At 36.0% G+C, this 17,619-nt stretch carries 15 protein-coding genes and 2 tRNA genes; 11 read left to right on the forward strand and 6 right to left on the reverse strand.

Annotation, left to right across the window (positions count from 1 at the left end):
* On the forward strand, nt 1–1,021 hold a 1,021-nt coding region (locus Q1553_RS05995), incomplete at its 5' end, for a phospholipase A (RefSeq protein WP_300842815.1).
* Between the two features lie 40 nt (nt 1,022–1,061).
* On the opposite strand, the gene Q1553_RS06000 is transcribed toward Q1553_RS05995, so the two are convergent.
* From Q1553_RS06000 to glmM, 3 genes are all read right to left on the reverse strand, one after another.
* Nucleotides 1,062–1,137 (reverse strand) — tRNA-Val (locus Q1553_RS06000).
* 24 nt (nt 1,138–1,161) lie between these two features.
* A complete protein-coding gene (gene lspA, locus Q1553_RS06005; protein ID WP_181881638.1) occupies nt 1,162–1,653 on the reverse strand; it encodes a signal peptidase II in 492 nt (163 codons plus the stop codon).
* A complete protein-coding gene (gene glmM / locus Q1553_RS06010; protein WP_115551655.1) occupies nt 1,647–2,984 on the reverse strand; it encodes a phosphoglucosamine mutase in 1,338 nt (445 codons plus the stop codon). The genes lspA and glmM overlap by 7 nt, the downstream gene beginning before the upstream one ends.
* 80 nt (nt 2,985–3,064) lie before the next feature.
* On the opposite strand from glmM, the gene rpsT reads away from it, so the two are divergent.
* From rpsT to Q1553_RS06025, 3 genes are all read left to right on the forward strand, one after another.
* Nucleotides 3,065–3,340, forward strand: a complete 276-nt coding sequence (rpsT, locus tag Q1553_RS06015) for a 30S ribosomal protein S20 (protein WP_115551654.1) — start codon at nt 3,065–3,067, stop codon at nt 3,338–3,340.
* A gap of 75 nt (nt 3,341–3,415) precedes the next feature.
* Nucleotides 3,416–4,486 (forward strand): peptide chain release factor 1, encoded by a 1,071-nt coding sequence (prfA, locus tag Q1553_RS06020; protein WP_300668193.1) that lies wholly within the window; start codon nt 3,416–3,418, stop codon nt 4,484–4,486.
* A 99-nt stretch (nt 4,487–4,585) separates the two neighbouring features.
* A tRNA-Ser gene (locus Q1553_RS06025) sits at nt 4,586–4,676 on the forward strand.
* Between the two features lie 150 nt (nt 4,677–4,826).
* On the opposite strand, the gene hypF is transcribed toward Q1553_RS06025, so the two are convergent.
* The gene (gene hypF, locus Q1553_RS06030; protein WP_300842816.1) at nt 4,827–7,247 is read right to left on the reverse strand and encodes a carbamoyltransferase HypF; all 2,421 of its coding nucleotides are present in this window, start codon (nt 7,245–7,247) and stop codon (nt 4,827–4,829) included.
* Nucleotides 7,248–7,311: 64 nt separating this feature from the next.
* Between hypF and thiE the strand changes: the two genes are divergently transcribed.
* The gene (gene thiE, locus Q1553_RS06035; RefSeq protein ID WP_115551651.1) at nt 7,312–7,938 is read left to right on the forward strand and encodes a thiamine phosphate synthase; all 627 of its coding nucleotides are present in this window, start codon (nt 7,312–7,314) and stop codon (nt 7,936–7,938) included.
* A gap of 26 nt (nt 7,939–7,964) precedes the next feature.
* Here thiE and Q1553_RS06040 read toward each other — a convergent pair whose 3' ends face one another.
* Together Q1553_RS06040 and Q1553_RS06045 are read right to left on the reverse strand one after the other, a co-directional pair.
* Nucleotides 7,965–8,333, reverse strand: a complete 369-nt coding sequence (locus Q1553_RS06040; RefSeq protein WP_115551650.1) for a helix-turn-helix transcriptional regulator — start codon at nt 8,331–8,333, stop codon at nt 7,965–7,967.
* Between the two features lie 9 nt (nt 8,334–8,342).
* Nucleotides 8,343–9,227, reverse strand: coding sequence for a DnaJ C-terminal domain-containing protein (locus Q1553_RS06045; RefSeq protein WP_115551649.1), 885 nt, complete (start codon nt 9,225–9,227; stop codon nt 8,343–8,345).
* A gap of 131 nt (nt 9,228–9,358) precedes the next feature.
* Here Q1553_RS06045 and Q1553_RS06050 point away from each other — a divergent pair, with 131 nt between their 5' ends.
* The 6 genes from Q1553_RS06050 to secD all read left to right on the forward strand — a co-directional run bounded on the left by Q1553_RS06050 (nt 9,359) and on the right by secD (nt 17,615).
* Nucleotides 9,359–12,193 carry a RecB-like helicase gene (locus Q1553_RS06050; protein ID WP_115551648.1) on the forward strand — a complete coding sequence of 945 codons (2,835 nt, stop codon included), beginning with the start codon at nt 9,359–9,361 and terminating at the stop codon, nt 12,191–12,193.
* A gap of 9 nt (nt 12,194–12,202) precedes the next feature.
* Complete coding sequence (gene nhaA / locus Q1553_RS06055) at nt 12,203–13,534, forward strand: Na+/H+ antiporter NhaA (protein ID WP_115551647.1); 1,332 nt, start codon at nt 12,203–12,205, stop codon at nt 13,532–13,534.
* Between the two features lie 44 nt (nt 13,535–13,578).
* The gene (locus Q1553_RS06060) at nt 13,579–14,637 is read left to right on the forward strand and encodes a hypothetical protein (RefSeq protein ID WP_297601237.1); all 1,059 of its coding nucleotides are present in this window, start codon (nt 13,579–13,581) and stop codon (nt 14,635–14,637) included.
* A gap of 91 nt (nt 14,638–14,728) precedes the next feature.
* Entirely contained in the window at nt 14,729–15,697 is a 969-nt protein-coding gene (locus Q1553_RS06065; protein WP_298496821.1) for a hypothetical protein, read from the forward strand.
* 60 nt (nt 15,698–15,757) lie between these two features.
* Nucleotides 15,758–16,030, forward strand: coding sequence for a preprotein translocase subunit YajC (gene yajC / locus Q1553_RS06070; RefSeq protein WP_115551644.1), 273 nt, complete (start codon nt 15,758–15,760; stop codon nt 16,028–16,030).
* Between the two features lie 7 nt (nt 16,031–16,037).
* Nucleotides 16,038–17,615, forward strand: a complete 1,578-nt coding sequence (gene secD, locus Q1553_RS06075) for a protein translocase subunit SecD (RefSeq protein WP_115551643.1) — start codon at nt 16,038–16,040, stop codon at nt 17,613–17,615.
* Nucleotides 17,616–17,619: the final 4 nt, after the last annotated feature.

Raw genomic sequence — 17,619 nt, forward strand, 5'->3', positions numbered from 1 at the left:
CTTAGAGTTTAAAAACGATGAAAAGTTAAAAGTATTGATTTTGAACGAAAATATGGAAGTATTGGAAGTTATAAAAGTAGATACAGAAAAAACAAATCAATTAACATTAAATTTGCCAAAAGATAAAAAGGTTTATGTTACTTTTGTGCAGCCTCAAGAAGCAGAATCCCCAATGGATTCCAATCAACTAATCTCCTCATTAAAGCAAGAATCTTTGCATCAAAGCCTTGCAAAGGAGGATTCTGCTATTTATGAGGTAGAATCTGATAAGAAAACACCCTATGAGGGACGTTTTAAGCGCAATGAATTTATGGGCGGGTTATTAGGTTTTGAGCCAGATAGATTTAATTATATTATCCCAATGAATATAAGCAGCTCAAAAGAACCCAATCAAAATAAACAGGTGGAGACAAAATTCCAAATTAGCATTAAGAAAAAACTATTAGATGATTTATTTGCGCAAGATTTAGATTTGTATTTTGCCTATACGCAACAAAGTTTTTGGCAACTTTATGATAATCAAAACTCTAGACCTTTTCGTGAAAGCAATTATGAGCCGAGTTTATATTTTAGCTATCCTTTGGAGAATTATGATTTATTTTTTAATCGTATTAATTTTGGCTATTTACATCAAAGTAATGGTGGTGACTTGAGCCATTCTCACAGTTGGGATAGGATTTTTGCGGAGGGAATTTATAGTTATGGAAATTTTGTTGCTTCTTTAAGGGCTTGGTATAGAATCCCAGAAAAGGCTGAAAAGGACGATAATCCAGATATTACTAAATACTTAGGTTATGGCGATTTGAGTTTTGGCTATTTATGGAACAAACATCTCTTTACAGCGACTTTGAGGAATAATTTGAGAGAGGATAATAAGGGAGCTATTTTATTGGATTATTCCTACCCAATTTATAAGAATCTTTATTTGTATTTGCAATTTTTCAATGGATATGGGGAGAGTTTGCAGGATTATAATAACTCCATTAATCGCTTTGGTATTGGTATTTTGTTTAATCGTTAGGAGAATATTTATTTGGGATTTTGCTTTAATCTTTGTAAAGTGGTGGCCACGACTGGACTTGAACCAGCGACCACTACCATGTCAAGGTAGTGCTCTACCAACTGAGCTACGCGACCAAATAAAATAAAGACGAGATTCTATCACGACACACTTTTATCTTTTCTTAAAAATGTTTGATAAAGTATAAGAACAACCCCTAAATCAATCATCACATCTGCAAAGTTAAAAATTGCAAACTCAAATTGATAATGCCAAAAAATATAATCCACTACTCCTCCGTGTATGAAGCGGTCTAAGACATTAGAAAATCCCGCTCCAAAAATGATTCCAAGAGGGAGAGTATGGGATTGGACGAATTCTTGATTTTTCCATAAGTAAATAAGGATTCCAAAAAGAAGTAAAACTTGCAAAAATTTTAGCCAATCTCCCAAAAATGCGAACATAGAAAATGCCACACCTTTATTATAAACAAGAAGAAGAGAGACAAAGCGAGTTTCATAAATCATATCGCCAAACTGATAGCCTTGCAATAAAAAGGACCATTTGATGGACTGGTCTAATGCAAAAATAATAACAAATGCTATACCAAAATTTATCCATTTTTGATATAAATCCGATGAAAGGACTAGCAAATTTTTCCCTTGAAATAGGTTTCACATTCTTGCATTATTTTTTCTAATTTTTTAACTTCTTTTCCCTCAAGTAGAATCCTTAGCTTATTTTCTGTGCCACTATATCGGATTAAATGCCGAATATTATGTGATTCTATGGTTTCAAGCAAGGCTTGATAATTTTCTAGCGATTCCAATGCAGGTTTGGAATCCACATTTAAATTTTTTAAGATTTGGGGATAAAGTTTAAAACAATCTAAGGCTTTGGAGGCAGGTTTTTTAGATTTTAAAATATAGGCAATGGTTTGCAAGGCACTTACTAACCCATCTCCTGTTTTTGCAAAATCACTAAAAATAATATGTCCGCTTTGTTCTCCACCAAGATTCAAGTCCTGTGCAAGCATAGATTCTAAAACATATTTATCTCCCACATTGGAGCGAATCAATTGGATTTGATGTTCTTTTAAAAATTCCTCTAAAGCATAATTGCTCATAATTGTTGCAACCGCGGTATTATTTTTCAATGTTTTGTTTTCTTTGGCGGCGAGTGCCAAAGTTCCGATGAGTTTATCACCATGCACGACTTCGCCCTTTTCATCTACAACAACAAGCCTATCTGCATCGCCATCAAGTGCAAATCCAATGTCTGCACGCACTTTGCGCACCTCTTCTTGAAGCATAAGCGGCTGTGTCGCGCCACAATTTTCATTGATATTGAAGCCATTGGGTTCATCATTGATGACAAAAACTTCTGCTCCAAGTTCGCTAAAAATTGTAGGTGCGACCTTATAAGCTGCACCATTGGCGCAATCTATCACGACACGGATTCCGTGCAAAGATAAATCCTTTGGAAAAGAGTTTTTAATATGCACAATATAGCGTCCCACAACATCGTCAATCCGCTTACTAGAACCGACTTCTTTTCCTCTTTTTTGAGCATTTTCAAGTTGATGAGTATCGTGATAAATTTTTTCAATTCTTGCCTCATCTTTTTCATCAATCTTATAACCGCTGCGCCCAAAAAATTTGATTCCATTATCCATAAAGGGATTATGGCTTGCACTGACCATAATCCCTCCATCGCACCGCATATCTTCTGTGAGATAGGCAATCGCGGGTGTAGGCATTGGACCAATTTGTATGACTTCATATCCAACTGCTGTAAGTCCGCTAACAAGAGCATTTTCAAGCATATAGCCGCTGCGTCTAGTATCTTTGCCGACAAGGATTCTGTTTGTTTTAGAATGTTCGCGATAATAAATGCCTGCTGCGATTCCAAGTTTGAGCGCACAGAATGCGTCAAGTTTCACGCCCGCTTCGCCTCTTACGCCATCTGTTCCAAAAAGTTTCATTTCTATACCTTTTTATTTGCTTTTAATAAAAAATCAGCTAAAATTATAGCTTAAAATTTTTATAAAAGGATTAACACCCTATGGCAAATCATAAATCTGCGCAAAAACGTATTCGTCAAACAAAAACACGCACCGAACGCAATCGCTATTATAAAACAAGAATTAAAAATATGACAAGAGATTTAAGCGAAGCAATTGCTGCAAAAGACCTAAACAAAGCTCAAGAAGTATTTAAGCAAATCAACAAAAACTTCCACAGCTATGTCAGCAAAGGAATCTTGACAAAAAATACTGCTGCTAGAAAAATCAGTCGCCTCAACACTTCAGTAAAAAAACTTGCTTTAGCAAACGTTTAACTTTTGCGTTTGCGATTCTGTTTTTCTGATTTGTATGAGAGTAAATTTACCTCAATTTAGCCTTTAAGTTTCCTTATGTTAGCTTCCAAGCTTCAGCCTTTCATCAAACGTTATGATGAGATTAACAAGCTCCTAACTGACCCAGAGATTTTAAAAGATATTAAACGTATTGCAGAGCTTAGCAAAGAACAAAGTGATTTAGAAGAGTTGGTGCAAAAATCGCGTCTATACCTTAAGAATCTCCAAAGTATTGAAGAGAATAAATTATTATTAGATGATAAAGATTTGGGAGATTTAGCAAAAGAAGAAATCAAAGAAGCAGAATTGCAAAATGAGTCTTTAGAATCAGAAATTAAGATTCTTTTGCTCCCAAAAGACCCAAATGACGACAAAAATATTTATTTGGAATTGCGCGCTGGTACAGGTGGAGATGAAGCGGGAATTTTCGTAGGCGATTTATTCCGCACTTATGTGCGTTATGCAGAATTAAAATCGTGGAAAGTAGAGATTATCAGCTCTAGTGAAAATAATTTTGGTGGCTATAAGGAAGTGATTGCCCTTATAAAAGGTAAGGGAGCATATTCAAGACTTAAGTATGAGGGCGGCACGCATCGTGTGCAGCGCGTGCCAGAAACAGAATCACAAGGGCGCATTCACACTTCGGCAATCACAGTGGCGATTATGCCAGAAGTAGATGATGTGGAAGTTACGATTAATCCCAATGACCTGCGAATTGAGGTGTTTCGTGCAGGAGGGCACGGGGGACAATGCGTCAATACTACGGATTCCGCGGTAAGAATTACGCATATCCCGACAGGTATTAGTGTCTCTATGCAAGACGAGAAATCTCAACACAAAAACAAAGACAAAGCCTTGAAAATCTTAAAAGCTAGAATCTATGAAGAGCAATTAGAAGCGCAAATGGAACAAAATGCGCAAGAGCGAAAATCACAAGTAGGAAGTGGCGACAGAAGTGAGCGCATAAGAACTTACAATTATCCACAGAATCGCCTGACAGACCATCGCGTGGGTTTAACATTGTATAGCTTAGAAGAAATTATGTTAAGCGGTAATTTGGATATGGTGATTGACCCTATTGTGGCATATTTTCAAGCAGAAGCTTTGCAGAATAGTGGCATCTCTTAGGCATAATTCTCTTAAGCAATAAAGCAGGTAAGAGTTTTAAAAGTTTAATTTAAGTTTTGTTTTACTTAAAAAAGATATAATTATGCTTCTTTTTTACAAGGACAGATGGGTGAGTTGGCTGAAACCACATCCCTGCTAAGGATGCGTAGTCGTAAGATTACCGAGAGTTCGAATCTCTCTCTGTCCGCCACTTGAATTTCCACAGCAAAAATGATAAATATTTTTAATTCTAATTAGCTAGAAAATTTAATAATCTTTAACCTCGTCATCTTTGCAGAAATCTTACAAGAACCATACTGCTTTAGTCATTGTGAGGTTTTTAAGCCGAAGCAATCTATAATTAAGGATCTCGCAAGGATAGACATTGATAATAAGCTTGTCCGAAGCTAATACCGCCGTCATTGCAGGGAATTTGATGATGTAAATAGACTTTCTTGCCCTCTAAGGCTTCTAGTGTTAATTGTGTTAAGAGCTTGTTTTGAAAACATCCGCCACTAAGCGCAATGTTTGTAGAATCTTGTGCAATGGCAGCAATGATTTTTGCTAAAGTATAATGAAAATTGAATGCAATTTGTGGTAGAGGAATCGCATTTTGCAAATCTTGATAAATGGCTTGAATTAAAAATTGCCATAAGATAAGATTATCTCTTATTTCATAAGGATAAGCCTTTGGGGTTTTATCTTTTGTGGCAAGAGATTCTAAAATCATTCCACCCTCTCCCTCATAATCTACCTTGAAACAAACCCCACAAAGTGCGCTCACTGCGTCAAATAATCTCCCTACAGAGTTGCAGAGTATTTTTTTGTCTGATTGGTGGAAATGATAGAAGGTTTCTAGTGTAGAATCCCCAAATTCTTGCTTTAAAGATTTCAATAAGAGCAAATTTAATTGCGTATAATCCTCTTTAAAAGCATTAAATAGGACTTCTAAACCAAGCCTCCGAATGTCTCTAATGGCTTTTTCACCCCCTAAAAGCGCGAAATTATCAAAATGTGCGACACGAGAAAACTCCAAAGGTTTGCTAGGATTCCATTTTAAAAACTCTCCACCCCAAATGTTGCCATCTATTCCATAGCCTGTGCCATCAAAAATTACACCCAAAACTTCGTGTTCAATGGAATTTTCTGCAATATTAGAAAGCAAATGCGCAAAATGGTGTTGGACGAAGTGGGTTTGTGTGTTTTTATCTACAAAATCTCTTTGTGTGTAGTTTGGATGTAAATCTAACACAGAGGTTTTAAAATCTGCTTTGTATTGCGTGCAAAAAAGTTGCTGTGTATTGATAAAATTACTTAGACTTGCTGGATTATCCAAATCTCCCAAATACGGACTTAAAAGGGTTTTGTTGCGAAAATGCAGACAAAAAGTTGCTTTTTGTTGTGCTCCTAAGGCGATGAAATCTTGAGAATGATTTGTGTCAAGTGGCAAAGAAATATCACACAAAAACCCCCTAGCACGACGCATAACTTGGAAATTTCCCAAAAGATTTTTTTCTTTTAAATGATAAGATTGCACTAAACTATCGTCTATTGCATTTAAAATCTCACGATTATAGGATAAGATTCCATCGCATACCTCTCCTAAATGCTCTATGATTGCGCTAAAACTCTTGATGATAGGCTCTCCGCTTAAATTTGCACTTGTAAAAATCAGCGGAAAGTCTAATGCATGGGTCAGCAAATAATGCAAGGGCGCATAAGGCAGAATAATGCCTAAAGTCTTAAGATTTGGGGCAATGCAGTGTAGTGGCAGGGCGTGGGATTTAGTATGTGATTCCACGCTTTTTGTCTCTGCAAGGAGAATCGGTGCGATAGGTGAGGTTAAAATTCCCTTTTCATCTGCGTTTAATTGCGCATAATGTTCTGCCATTTTTAAGTCTTTACATAGAATCGCAAAAGGCTTTCTAGGACGATGTTTGCGCTCTCTTAAGAGTGTGATTGCTTCAGTGTTGAGTGCATTGCATACAAGCGCATAGCCTCCGATTCCTTTAATAGCTAGGATTTTGCCCTTTTTTAAATCCTTAATCGCCTCTTCTAAGGGATTGTGCGCAAAATGTAGCTTATGTTTTTTTGCTTTCTCGTAGAGTTCGGAATCGGGAATGTTTTTTAGGAATTCTTTTGCGGCAATAAAGTCTTTTAAATGATGGGTGTAAAATAGTTTTGGTCCGCAAACTTGACAGCAGTTAATTTCTGAATGGAATCGGCGTGAATTTGGATTATCATATTCACTTTGACATTCTTTGCACATTTGAAATTTTTGCATTGCAGTGTTCTTTCTGTCATAAGGTAAGGCAGAGATGAGGCTATATCGTGCGCCACAATTTGTGCAACTAATAAATGAATAGCCAAAGCGGCGATTATTGGGGTCAAACAATTCCTCTAAGCAATTTTGACAGAGCGCAATATCCGCTGGAATCGTAGCACTTAAAAGAGAGTTTTGCTGGCTTTGTTGAATCGTAAAATCTTGATAAAGTTTATGTGCAGAACAAGGATTTTTGGAGAAATGCGCGATTTTCGCTGCTTTTGGAGGATTTTGTAAATCTTTTGCAAAGGCTTTTAAGTCTTTCTTATTTCCTTGCACTAGGATAAAAACTCCTTGCGTATCGTTGCATACAAAGCCTTTCAGGTTGTGTTTGGTTGCGATTTTATACACAAAAGGGCGGAATCCCACACCTTGCACTACGCCTTGCAAGCGAAATTCATAGCTTAAGAGCGGAGAATTGGGAGGGGTTTTTGATGGATTTGTTTTGTTTTTGGGCATTTTTAAATTCTCTTTACCTTTTAAAATATAGAATTTTAAAATATTTTTGATTAGGAATAGAATAATGTTAAAAGGAATTTACGCGATTAGCGATACTCTTTTGACGCCAAAAGATAAATTAGAACAATCCTTGCAGGCTGCCATTCAAGGTGGAATAGCATTGTTCCAATTGCGTGATAAAGAAAGCTGTGATGAAGAAATAGCAGAACTTTGTCCCAAATTGGAGAGAATTTGCAAGGATTCTAATGTGGTTTTTGTCCTCAATGATAGAGTGGAATTGGCGATAAATCTTAAGGTTGAGGCTTTGCATATCGGAAAAAAAGCAGACGACACGCCCTATACCTTAGAGGAATTAAGGCAAATTCGCGCAGATTATCGTGGAATCTTGGGTGTTTCGTGTTATGGGAGTTTGGAATTAGCCAAAGCAGCGGTCGGAGCAGGGGCGGATTATGTAGCCTTTGGATCTTGCTTTTGCTCTCTCACCAAACCACAGGCTAAAAGAATGGATTTGAGTTTATTTAAGCAATTTTCTATGATGTCCCACTCTATTCCAGCTTGTGCGATTGGCGGGATTAATGCCCAAAATATTGCACAAATAAAAGAAGCACAAATGGTAGCGTGCATTAGCGGTATTTGGCGAGGAGACATTGTGCAAAATGTTCAAAATCTTATTAAGAATTGGAATTGTTAAATTCCAAGATTCTTAAGTATTTGTATTTAGCGGTCTTTAAAGATAATGACTTCATAGGAGCTTTGTTTTTTGATGACAGATTTACTCGGCTGATTGGCTTTGAGTTTTTCTAGGCTAAGATGTAACTCTTCAATCTCTTTGTCCTGTTCATCTAACCTATCCTTAAGTCGCAAAATAATATCCACTCCTGCAAGATTGACTCCCAAATCTCGTGTCAAGCGCAAAATCATTTTGATTTTGTCAATGTCGCGTTGGGAGTAAAGGCGCATTTTTCCATCTGTCCTACCCGGTTCTACTAGTCCCTCCCGTTCATATTGTCGTAAGGTTTGCGGGTGGATTGCTAGAATCTTGGCTACAACGCTGATTAAATAAACAGGCTCATCATAACTATACATTAAATCTCCTTATAAGTATTTTTCCAATGCGTTTTTGAGCTCATTAGGCATAGAATCACAATCGGGCAAAATAATGTTTGCTTCTAAATATAAATCGCCATAAATTTTTGTTTTGCGATTCATTGCGCCGAGCTCTTTAACGCGAAATTTTTGTGAATTTTTGGTATTTTTTGGTATTTTTAGAGTAATTGTTTTTTGCAAGGTTTCAATTTCAATTTTGCCACCAAATAATGCAATTTTTAGAGGTAAATTAAATTTTTTTGTCAAATCATCACCTTCTTGTGTGTATTGTGGGTGAGGAGAGACACTGACTTTAAGCAACAAATCCCCGCTTTGCGCCCCTATTGTTTGCCCTTTGCCTTTTAGGCGAATGGTCTCTCCATTTTTAATGCCTGCTGGAATCTTAATATCATAATTTTTGCCTTGCACATTTACACTATGTTTGCCTCCTAAAATTGCGGTAGTAAAAGGAATCGTAACTTGCGCATTGAGGTCTAAGTTGGGCTGATTTCGTGTGTTTTTAAAACCCGAATGACTAAAATCAAATCCGCCAAAGCCCGCATTGCCAAAATTTGCTCCTCCAAAACCCCCAAATCCTCCACTAAAAATTTGACTTAAAATATCGTCTAAATTCACATTGCCTTGTCCGCGGGCAAAATCATGGAAATTTTGTCCGCCAAACATAGAATCTCCAAATTGGTCGTATTGTTTGCGTTTATTTTCATCGCTTAGAATCTCATAAGCGGCATTAATTTCTTTAAATTTTTCTTCTGCTCCCGCGTCTTTATTGATGTCTGGGTGGTATTTTCTTGCTAAGCGACGATAAGATTTTTTGATTTCTTCACTACTTGCATCTTGAGAGACTTCAAGTGTTTCATAAAGGCTTTTTGACATTTTATTTCCTTAAAATATTTAAAACTTTATAGTTTATTATATAATAAAACTTTAGTTTATGTCAATCAACTTTGTAAGGATTTGGCAACTTTTCTTTTTAGTGTTATAATTGCAAATTTTCGGAGGAATTTATGCAATATCCGCTTTTGTGTTTAAGTGCAAGTGCTGGGAGTGGAAAGACTTATCAGCTTGCAATGCGTTATCTAAATCTACTGCTTTTAGGGGCAAAACCTTCTAGCATTTTAACGCTTACTTTTACGAAAAAAGCCGCTCAAGAAATGGAAGAAAGAATTATCCATAAGATTAAAGAACTTTATGACAATAAAAATAATAGAGAGTATATTAATAAATTTGAGTTTATTACTATCAAAGATGAACAAGAATGGCTAAAATGGCAAGATAAAATCAGTCAAATTTATTATGATTTTTTGCGAGAAGACTTAAAGATTACGACGATTGACGCCTTTTTCCAAAGAATCTTAAAAAATTTTTGTTGGTATGTGGGGGTAGAATATGATTTTGAGTTGCAAGAAGATGATTTAGAAGCAATTACGGAAATTTTTTTATCGCTTTTGGAAAAAACTGATTTTGAGCAGATTTTAGAGATTTGTTACCGCAAAAAACAAACTCTGAACCATATTCTCACTTTGTGCGTGTTTTTGGATTCTTTTAAGGAAATGCTCCAACAAAGCCTTTTTATACAAAAATTTATAGAATCACAAAGAGAAAACCCCAAAGAAAAAGCAATGGAATATGCTAGGCGCATTCAAAAAACTTATGTTGAGACTTTTGGAGAATTAGCAGATAGTTTGCAGTTTAGCAATTTTGAAAGCTTATTACAAAAGGGTCAAACTTGGCTAACAAAGCAAAATTTACAAGACTACAAAAGAGATAAATTTTCTAAAACTCCCTTTAATGAAGCAGATTTTGCACTCTTAAAAGAATCTATTTATCAAGGTTTATTGCAAGAAGAAGCAGAATATTTGGAGCAGCTTTATCGGATTTTTCAATGCTTTTTAAAAGCAAAAGAACATTATTATCGGCAGAATAATCGTTTAAGCTTCAATGCAGTTGCCTCAAAAGTTTATCAATTATTAGCCGCAAAATTTATTCATAAAGATTTTTTGTATTTTAGACTTGATAGCACATTGAGCCATATTTTAATAGATGAGTTTCAAGACACAAGCATTTTGCAATATGAGATTCTAAAGCCATTGATTGAGGAAATCAAAAGCGGCAAGGGACAAAAAAACTTTGAGCGGAGCTTTTTTTATGTAGGGGATACAAAGCAATCCATTTATCGTTTTCGTGGAGGGAATCCGGAATTATTTAAAATTGCAAGCAATGGAATGGAATCCCAAAACTTAGATACAAATTACCGCAGTGCTAGACATATTGTGGATTTTGTTAATGATGTTTTTACCAATACGATTCAGGATTTTATCCCCCAAATTGCGAAGATAAATGTAGAAGGTAGCGTAAAAGTGCAAGCTTGCACAAAAGAGAATCTTTATTTTGAGGTTTTTCAGAGATTAGAGGATTTAAGAAAGCTAGGGGCAAAAGAGGAAGAAATAGCGATTTTGGTTTTTGATAACAAATCCGTAGTGGAACTTGCACAATTTCTGCAAGACAAGGGGGTAAAGGTTGTCATTGACACGAGTGCAAAATTAATTCATCACAATGAAGTGCGTGCGCTAATAGAGGTTTTAAAATACATACAAACTAAAAAGATTCAATTTAGGCAAGAGTTTTTTATGCTTTTGGGAATAGAGATTACAGAATCGCAGAATAAAAGCTTAGAGGTTGTTGTAGAATCTCTTGCAAAAGTTAAAGAACCTGCAAGGGTATTGTTGAAAATTATGGAGTCTTATCATATCGCAAGTTTAAGTGCCAAGAAATTTTTAGAATCTTGTTTGCAATTTTATGATATAGGGGAATTATTGGAGCAAGTAGAGAGGTTTGCGTTAGAGATTATTTCAAGTGATTTTGTGGGGATTCGGATTATGACAATTCATAAATCCAAAGGATTGGAGTTTGAAAATGTGTTTGTGGTGGATAAATCCAATGCAAGTAACAATCAGCACGGAAATGTGTTTTTTGAGTTTAAAGAAAATGGTGTAGAGATTCAAAGGATTTTTCAATATGCTAATCAAAACAAGAGCAAAATTAGAAGTAGCTTGGATTCTATGTATCAAAATGCGTTGTGTAAAGAAGAAGAATTGGAAACCAAGGATTTGAAAAATCAGCTCTATGTTGCCTTAACGCGCGCAAAAGATACAATGAACATTTTTTGTCTTGACAATAAAAGTGCTTTTGAGATTCTGCAACTCAATGCACAAGCAAGAGGGGATTTAAAAAGCGCAATACAAATGCAAATCCAAAGAGGAAAAATCGCTGTAAATCTAGAACCCCAAAAGACTTTTTGTTGTATTTCTTCCTCGCAACTAAGTTTGGAAAATCTCGGACGACAAAAGGAAATGTATCTAAAAGAGGAGGAAGAGGAAAGAGGAGAAAATGAAGAGATTTGCGGAAGTCTTAAAGCAATTTATTATGGAATTGCACTGCATTTTGTGATGGAACAAAAGCTTAAAAATGCCCTTAGGGATTCGTTGATTTTGGAGCTTTTGGATAATAAAGTAGGATTTTATTTAGAGCGCGAAGAATTACAAAAAATCATCACACAATGTAATTTTGTATTAAAAAATCAAAAATTAATTGAAATTTTGGCTAAAGGAAAGGTAAAATGTGAAATTCCTTTTTTGTTTGATGGTAAGCAAAAACGTTTAGACCTTTTGATTATAGGAGATGAGCAAGCGTTTATCGTAGATTATAAGAGCGGTTCACCTAAGGAATCACATAGGGTGCAAGTGCGTGAATATATGGAATCTGTAAGTGCAATATTGCATAAAACAGCTTATGGATATATTTTTTACACGCAAGGTGAAGGAAGATTAGTTGAAGTTTAAGGAGGAGTTATGGAAGCGGAAAATAAAAAAGGTTTTTTAGCGATTTTTAAAAAAATCACACAAAGCGAATCTTTTGCGGGTGTTTTATTGCTATGTTGTGCAATTTTGGCGATGATTGTCGCAAACTCGCCTTTGGGTGAAGCGTATGCGCAGCTTTGGAAAACTAAATTTGGTTTTAGTGTAAATGGACATTTCATTGGAATGAGCTTAGAACATTGGATTAACGATGTTTTAATGGCATTTTTCTTTTTGGTTGTAGGATTAGAAATTAAACGCGAAGTGCTTTTTGGAGAACTTGCGGGATTTAAACGTGCTGCATTACCGATTATTGCCGCACTTGGTGGAATGATTGGACCGGGAATTATTTATTATGCTTTAAATGTAGGCACAGATTCTGTAACAGGGTTTGGAATTCCAATGGCGACAGACATTGCGTTTGCATTGGGGGTATTGGCAATACTTGGGAAACGCGTTTCTATCTCTGTTAAAGTCTTTTTGGTTTCCTTGGCAGTTGCGGACGATTTGGGTGCAATTATCGTTATTGCATTATTCTATTCTACTGGAGTTTCTCTTGAATGGTTGGCAGTTGCGGCGGGGATTATTGTTGTGCTTGTGATACTTGGCAAAATGGGCGTTAAGGCTCTAACTCCTTATATGCTTTTGGGAGTCTTTTTGTGGATTGCCGTGCATAATTGTGGTGTGCATGCGACAATTGCAGCGGTTATGCTTGCTTTTACGATTCCTGTTGCGCCTAAGATTGACACACTTTCCTTTATGGACAAACTTAAAACAATCGTGAGTCATTTTCAAGAGGCAGAAACGAAAAAAGATGGAATCTTACTTCAAAATGAACAAGTGGAAGCTTTACACCATTTAAGCAAAGAAAAAAATGCGGTGCAAAATCCGCTCTTGCGTTTAGAACACGCACTTGCACCTTATAGCAATTATCTCATTATGCCAATTTTTGCGTTTGCAAATGCTGGAGTTGCGATTGGTTCTAATATTGATTTTAGCATTGACCATGTCTTTTTGGGAATTCTTTTAGGGCTTGTGGTTGGGAAACCAATCGGAATCTTTACCTTTACTTTTGTTGCAGAGAAGCTTGGAATCGCAGCGCGTCCTAATGGTGCTTCGTGGATGGATATTTTTGGAGCGGGAGCTTTAGGAGGGATTGGATTTACGATGTCTATTTTTGTTACTAATCTTGCATTTGATGTCAATAGCGCACACGGTCTTGTTGCAACAGATGTTGCTAAAATCACGATTCTTGTTGCTTCTTTGACAGCAGGTATTTTAGGAAGTATCTTTTTTATCATTCGTGGCAAACTCTCGCACCACTAATCTCATCAAGATGGGCTTTTTGCTCGTCTTTCGCACAAGATTCTATGTTCAATCAACAAAGTCATTTCAAAATCGCAGTTTTGGGCAATATAATGCGTGGAGGAATTGGCGATGAAATAGTGTGTATTCCTTGTCTCTACGCGCTTAAATCTCTCTATTTTGAAAGTTATTTAACTTTATTTGTTAAAAATCAAAAATGTCTTTTGTCGTCAAAAAAACTCCCTTATATTGATGAGGTTTTAGAAGTTGCAAAGATTAAGAATGATTCGGAAAAGAAGTTTGATATTCTTTTGGTAATTGAACATCATAATCTTAAAGTGTTAGAAATAGCGGAGTCTATTCAAGCAAAGCGCAAAATCGTTACATTAAGTCAATCTCTTTTACTTCATATGCCCTTTTTATATTTAAAGTATTTAAGAAAGTTTCAAGTTTGTGTCAATCCTTATTGGCTACAAACACACAATGAGATTCAAAGAAATCTCAACCTTGTGCGGCAAATTAATCCCAAAACTTTTGGCAAAACAATAAAATCTTTGGATTTTTCATTAGCTAAATTACCGCTTTTGGAGGCTTCCTCCCAGAGAATTAAAGTTTTATTATGGGCTTTGGGTAAGGGAACACGATATAAACAAGTAATTGGAATTTTTCCTTTTGCTAGAAGTTTAACAGGAAAAGTTAATTTTAATATTAAAGAATGGATTATTCTAGCGCAGGCTTTAAGTAAGGAATTTTCGGAAATTCTGTTTGTTTTTGTAAATTATCGTGGGACACAATATCATTTTGCACCCTTTACGCAAGAGAATCTCAAGGTGTTTTATAATGAACAGGGTTTGGAGGATTTGATTGCTTTTGTGCAATCTTGCGATGGAATCTTGGGTGTGGATAGTGGGCATATTCATCTAGCGGATAATGCTAAGATTCCGACTTTGGAAGTTATGGTGCAAAGGCTTGCAAGGCAGTGGAGTGGGGGGTTTTATGGAGGTTATTTTTCTTCCCTTACGATGCCGCTTCATTGGCGCGAGGAAGAGCAAAAATATTTAGAATCTTTTTTGCAAAAGGCAAGGGATTTGATTCTTTTTGTCAAAAATCACAAGGAGTTTTAATGAGATTTTGGAATAACTTTATCTGCGGGGGGGGGGGGATTTTCCGCTTAAAATAGCTTTTTATCTACTTTGTGCTGGGATAGGTGATGCAATGGTAATTTTAAAAAGTCTCTATGCGGCAAAGTTTCTCTATCCAAAAGCGACTTTAAGCCTAATTGTAAAATTTAATACAAGTAAAAATTTGTTTAGAAATATGGAATGGATTGATGAAATTGTATCTTTTGATGAGGTTTTGCAAGATAAAACAAGGAAGTTTGATGTAGTGTTGCTTCTGTTGCAACACGATAATTTAAAGGCAATTTGGGAAGTTAAAAGGATTCCAACCAAACGAATTTTAACTACTTTTTCTAAGAATCTTTTGCTCCATAAAAGAATGTTGTTTATCCCTCAAGTAGAGCAAGTCATTAATCCTTATTGGAGGCAGAATCGTGCATTTATGGAGGGGAGTTTGAATCTCGTGCGTGCAATCAATAAAAAACATTTTGATAAAGAGATTCCAAAGATTGATTATTCTAAAGCTTTATTAAAAAGAGAGGAAGAAAACATTATTTTCGTAGATAGTATATTAGAAAAACTTGAGGCTTGCAAATATGCAAAAATTATCGGAGTCAATCCTTTTTGTGTTACCCTAAAAAATGCCGGCAAAAATTTTTCCTTTTCCACTTGGTTTAGGATTGCAGAAAATCTAGCCAAAGAGTTTCCACAATTCCTTTTTATTTTTATGGATTATCCAAAAAGTGGCGTCCAATTTCCCAAAATGGAGCAAGAAAATCTCAAGATTTTTAAAAATAACCAAGATTTACTTAATTTAGTAGAGTTTATCAGTAGATTAGATTGTCTTTTAAGCTCAAATACAGGCAATGTGCATATTGCGGATAATCTTAAGATTCCAACCTTAGAACTCATTAGAGAAAGTGCGCAAAATAGATGGCAAGGGGGCGGTTGGGGTGGAATCTATGAGAATGTCATTGTGCCTACAAGTTGGCAGACGAGAGAAAAAGAATTTGCAGAAATTTTTTTGCAAAGAGCTAAGGATTTTTTAATCCAAAATTTAGCTTAAAGATTTAATTAGTAAAGCTCTGCTAAAATCCGCTTTTATTTTCATTAATGAGGATTTTATATGGAAAATATTGGAAATACACTAGCGCAATTATTACCACTTATTGTTTTGATTGCAATTTTTTATCTTTTAATCATTCGTCCGCAGCAAACACAAGCAAAAAAGCATAGAGAAATGGTTGCGGCATTGGATAAGGGAGACAAGATTATAACAAGCGGTGGGTTTATCGTTGAGATTGTGAAACGTGAAGAAGAATTCTTTATGGTTCGTTTAAATGATGATACGATTGTGAAACTAGCTAAAGATTATGTTGCTAAAAAGTTTGAGCAATAGTTGAATGATGAAAAAGCCTTTTAATTCCAAGCTATTTTTTTTTATTTTCGCAATTCTTTTTGGAATTGCACTTTCTATTCCTTCCTTTTTTCAAACACAAGGACCAAAAATCGTTTTAGGGCTTGATTTACAAGGGGGATTGAATTTACTTTTGGGAGTCAAAACGCAAGAAGCTATAAAAACGCGTTATTCTTCTATCGCCTCACAGATTAATTACTATACATTAGAGGAGCAGATTTTATTAGATAATCTAAGTGCGCAAAATAATAGTGTCCAATTTGAGTTATTGGATTCTAACGAAAAATCCAAGATAGATGGATATTTAAAAGAAATTTCGGGTTTAAAAATAGAGGAGCAAAATCTAAACTATACACTTTCTCTTACGGAAGATGAAATTGTAAATATAGAGAATTTTGCGATTGAGCAGGCAATTAGCAATATTCGGAATCGTTTAGACCAATTTGGATTATCCGAGCCAAGCGTAACCAAGCAAGGCGATGACGCGATTTTGGTGCAGTTGCCGGGTATTAAAACACAAGAAGAGGAACAACGCGCTTTAGAACTTATCTCAAAAGGTGGGCATTTGCAAATGATGGCGGTAGATGAAGCACGCAACGCAAGAGTTTCTAGTATGACAGAACTAGAGGCAGAATCTTTGGGTGATGTGATTTTGCCTTTCATTAATAATCCCGAGCAAAAGATTTTGCTCAAAGCAATTCCTGTTTTAGATGGAGAAATGCTAACAGACGCAAGAGCGGCGTATGACCAGAATGGACAACCAATTATTAATTTTACCTTAAATACACAAGGTGGAAAGATTTTTGGTGATTTCTCGGGTAAAAATGTTGGCAATCGTATGGCAGTCGTGCTAGATGGCAAAGTCTATTCCGCCCCTGTGATTCGCGAGAGAATTGGAGGAGGAAGCGGACAGATTAGTGGTGGATTTAGCGTGCAAGAAGCAAGTGATATAGCAATTGCGCTAAGAAGTGGCGCATTACCCGCTCCTATTACTTTGCTAGAAAAACGTAGTGTGGGTCCCTCTTTAGGAGCGGATAGTATTCAAGCTTCTTTAGTGGCACTTATCACAGGTGCGGTGCTTGTTATGGGCTTTATGGTATTTTATTATGGAATCGCAGGAATGATTGCAAATCTTGCAATGGTGATAAATATCTTGCTAGTGGTTGCGGTTATGGCACTTTTTGGTGCGACTTTAACGCTTCCCGGAATGGCGGGAATTATTCTAACCGTTGGTATGGCAGTAGATGCAAATGTGATTATTAATGAAAGAATCCGTGAGGGATTCCGCGCCAAAGAGAATTTTATCAAGTCAATGGAAAATGGCTACGCAAATGCTTCAAGGGCAATTTTTGATTCCAATCTTACTTCTTTGATTGCTGCAATTTTACTTTATATGTGCGGAACGGGTGCAATTAAAGGCTTTGCAATCACAATGAGTATTGGAATCTTGGCTTCTATTATCACTGCTATTGTTGGCACACACGGAGTTTTTAGAGCTTTGCAGAATTATATTATGAAATCTGGAAACTATGCCTTGTGGTTTGGTTATAAAGAGAGAGCAAGTTAAGGAA

Source organism: Helicobacter sp. UBA3407, from assembly GCF_949747025.1.
Taxonomy (GTDB): Bacteria; Campylobacterota; Campylobacteria; order Campylobacterales; family Helicobacteraceae; genus Helicobacter_D; species Helicobacter_D ganmani.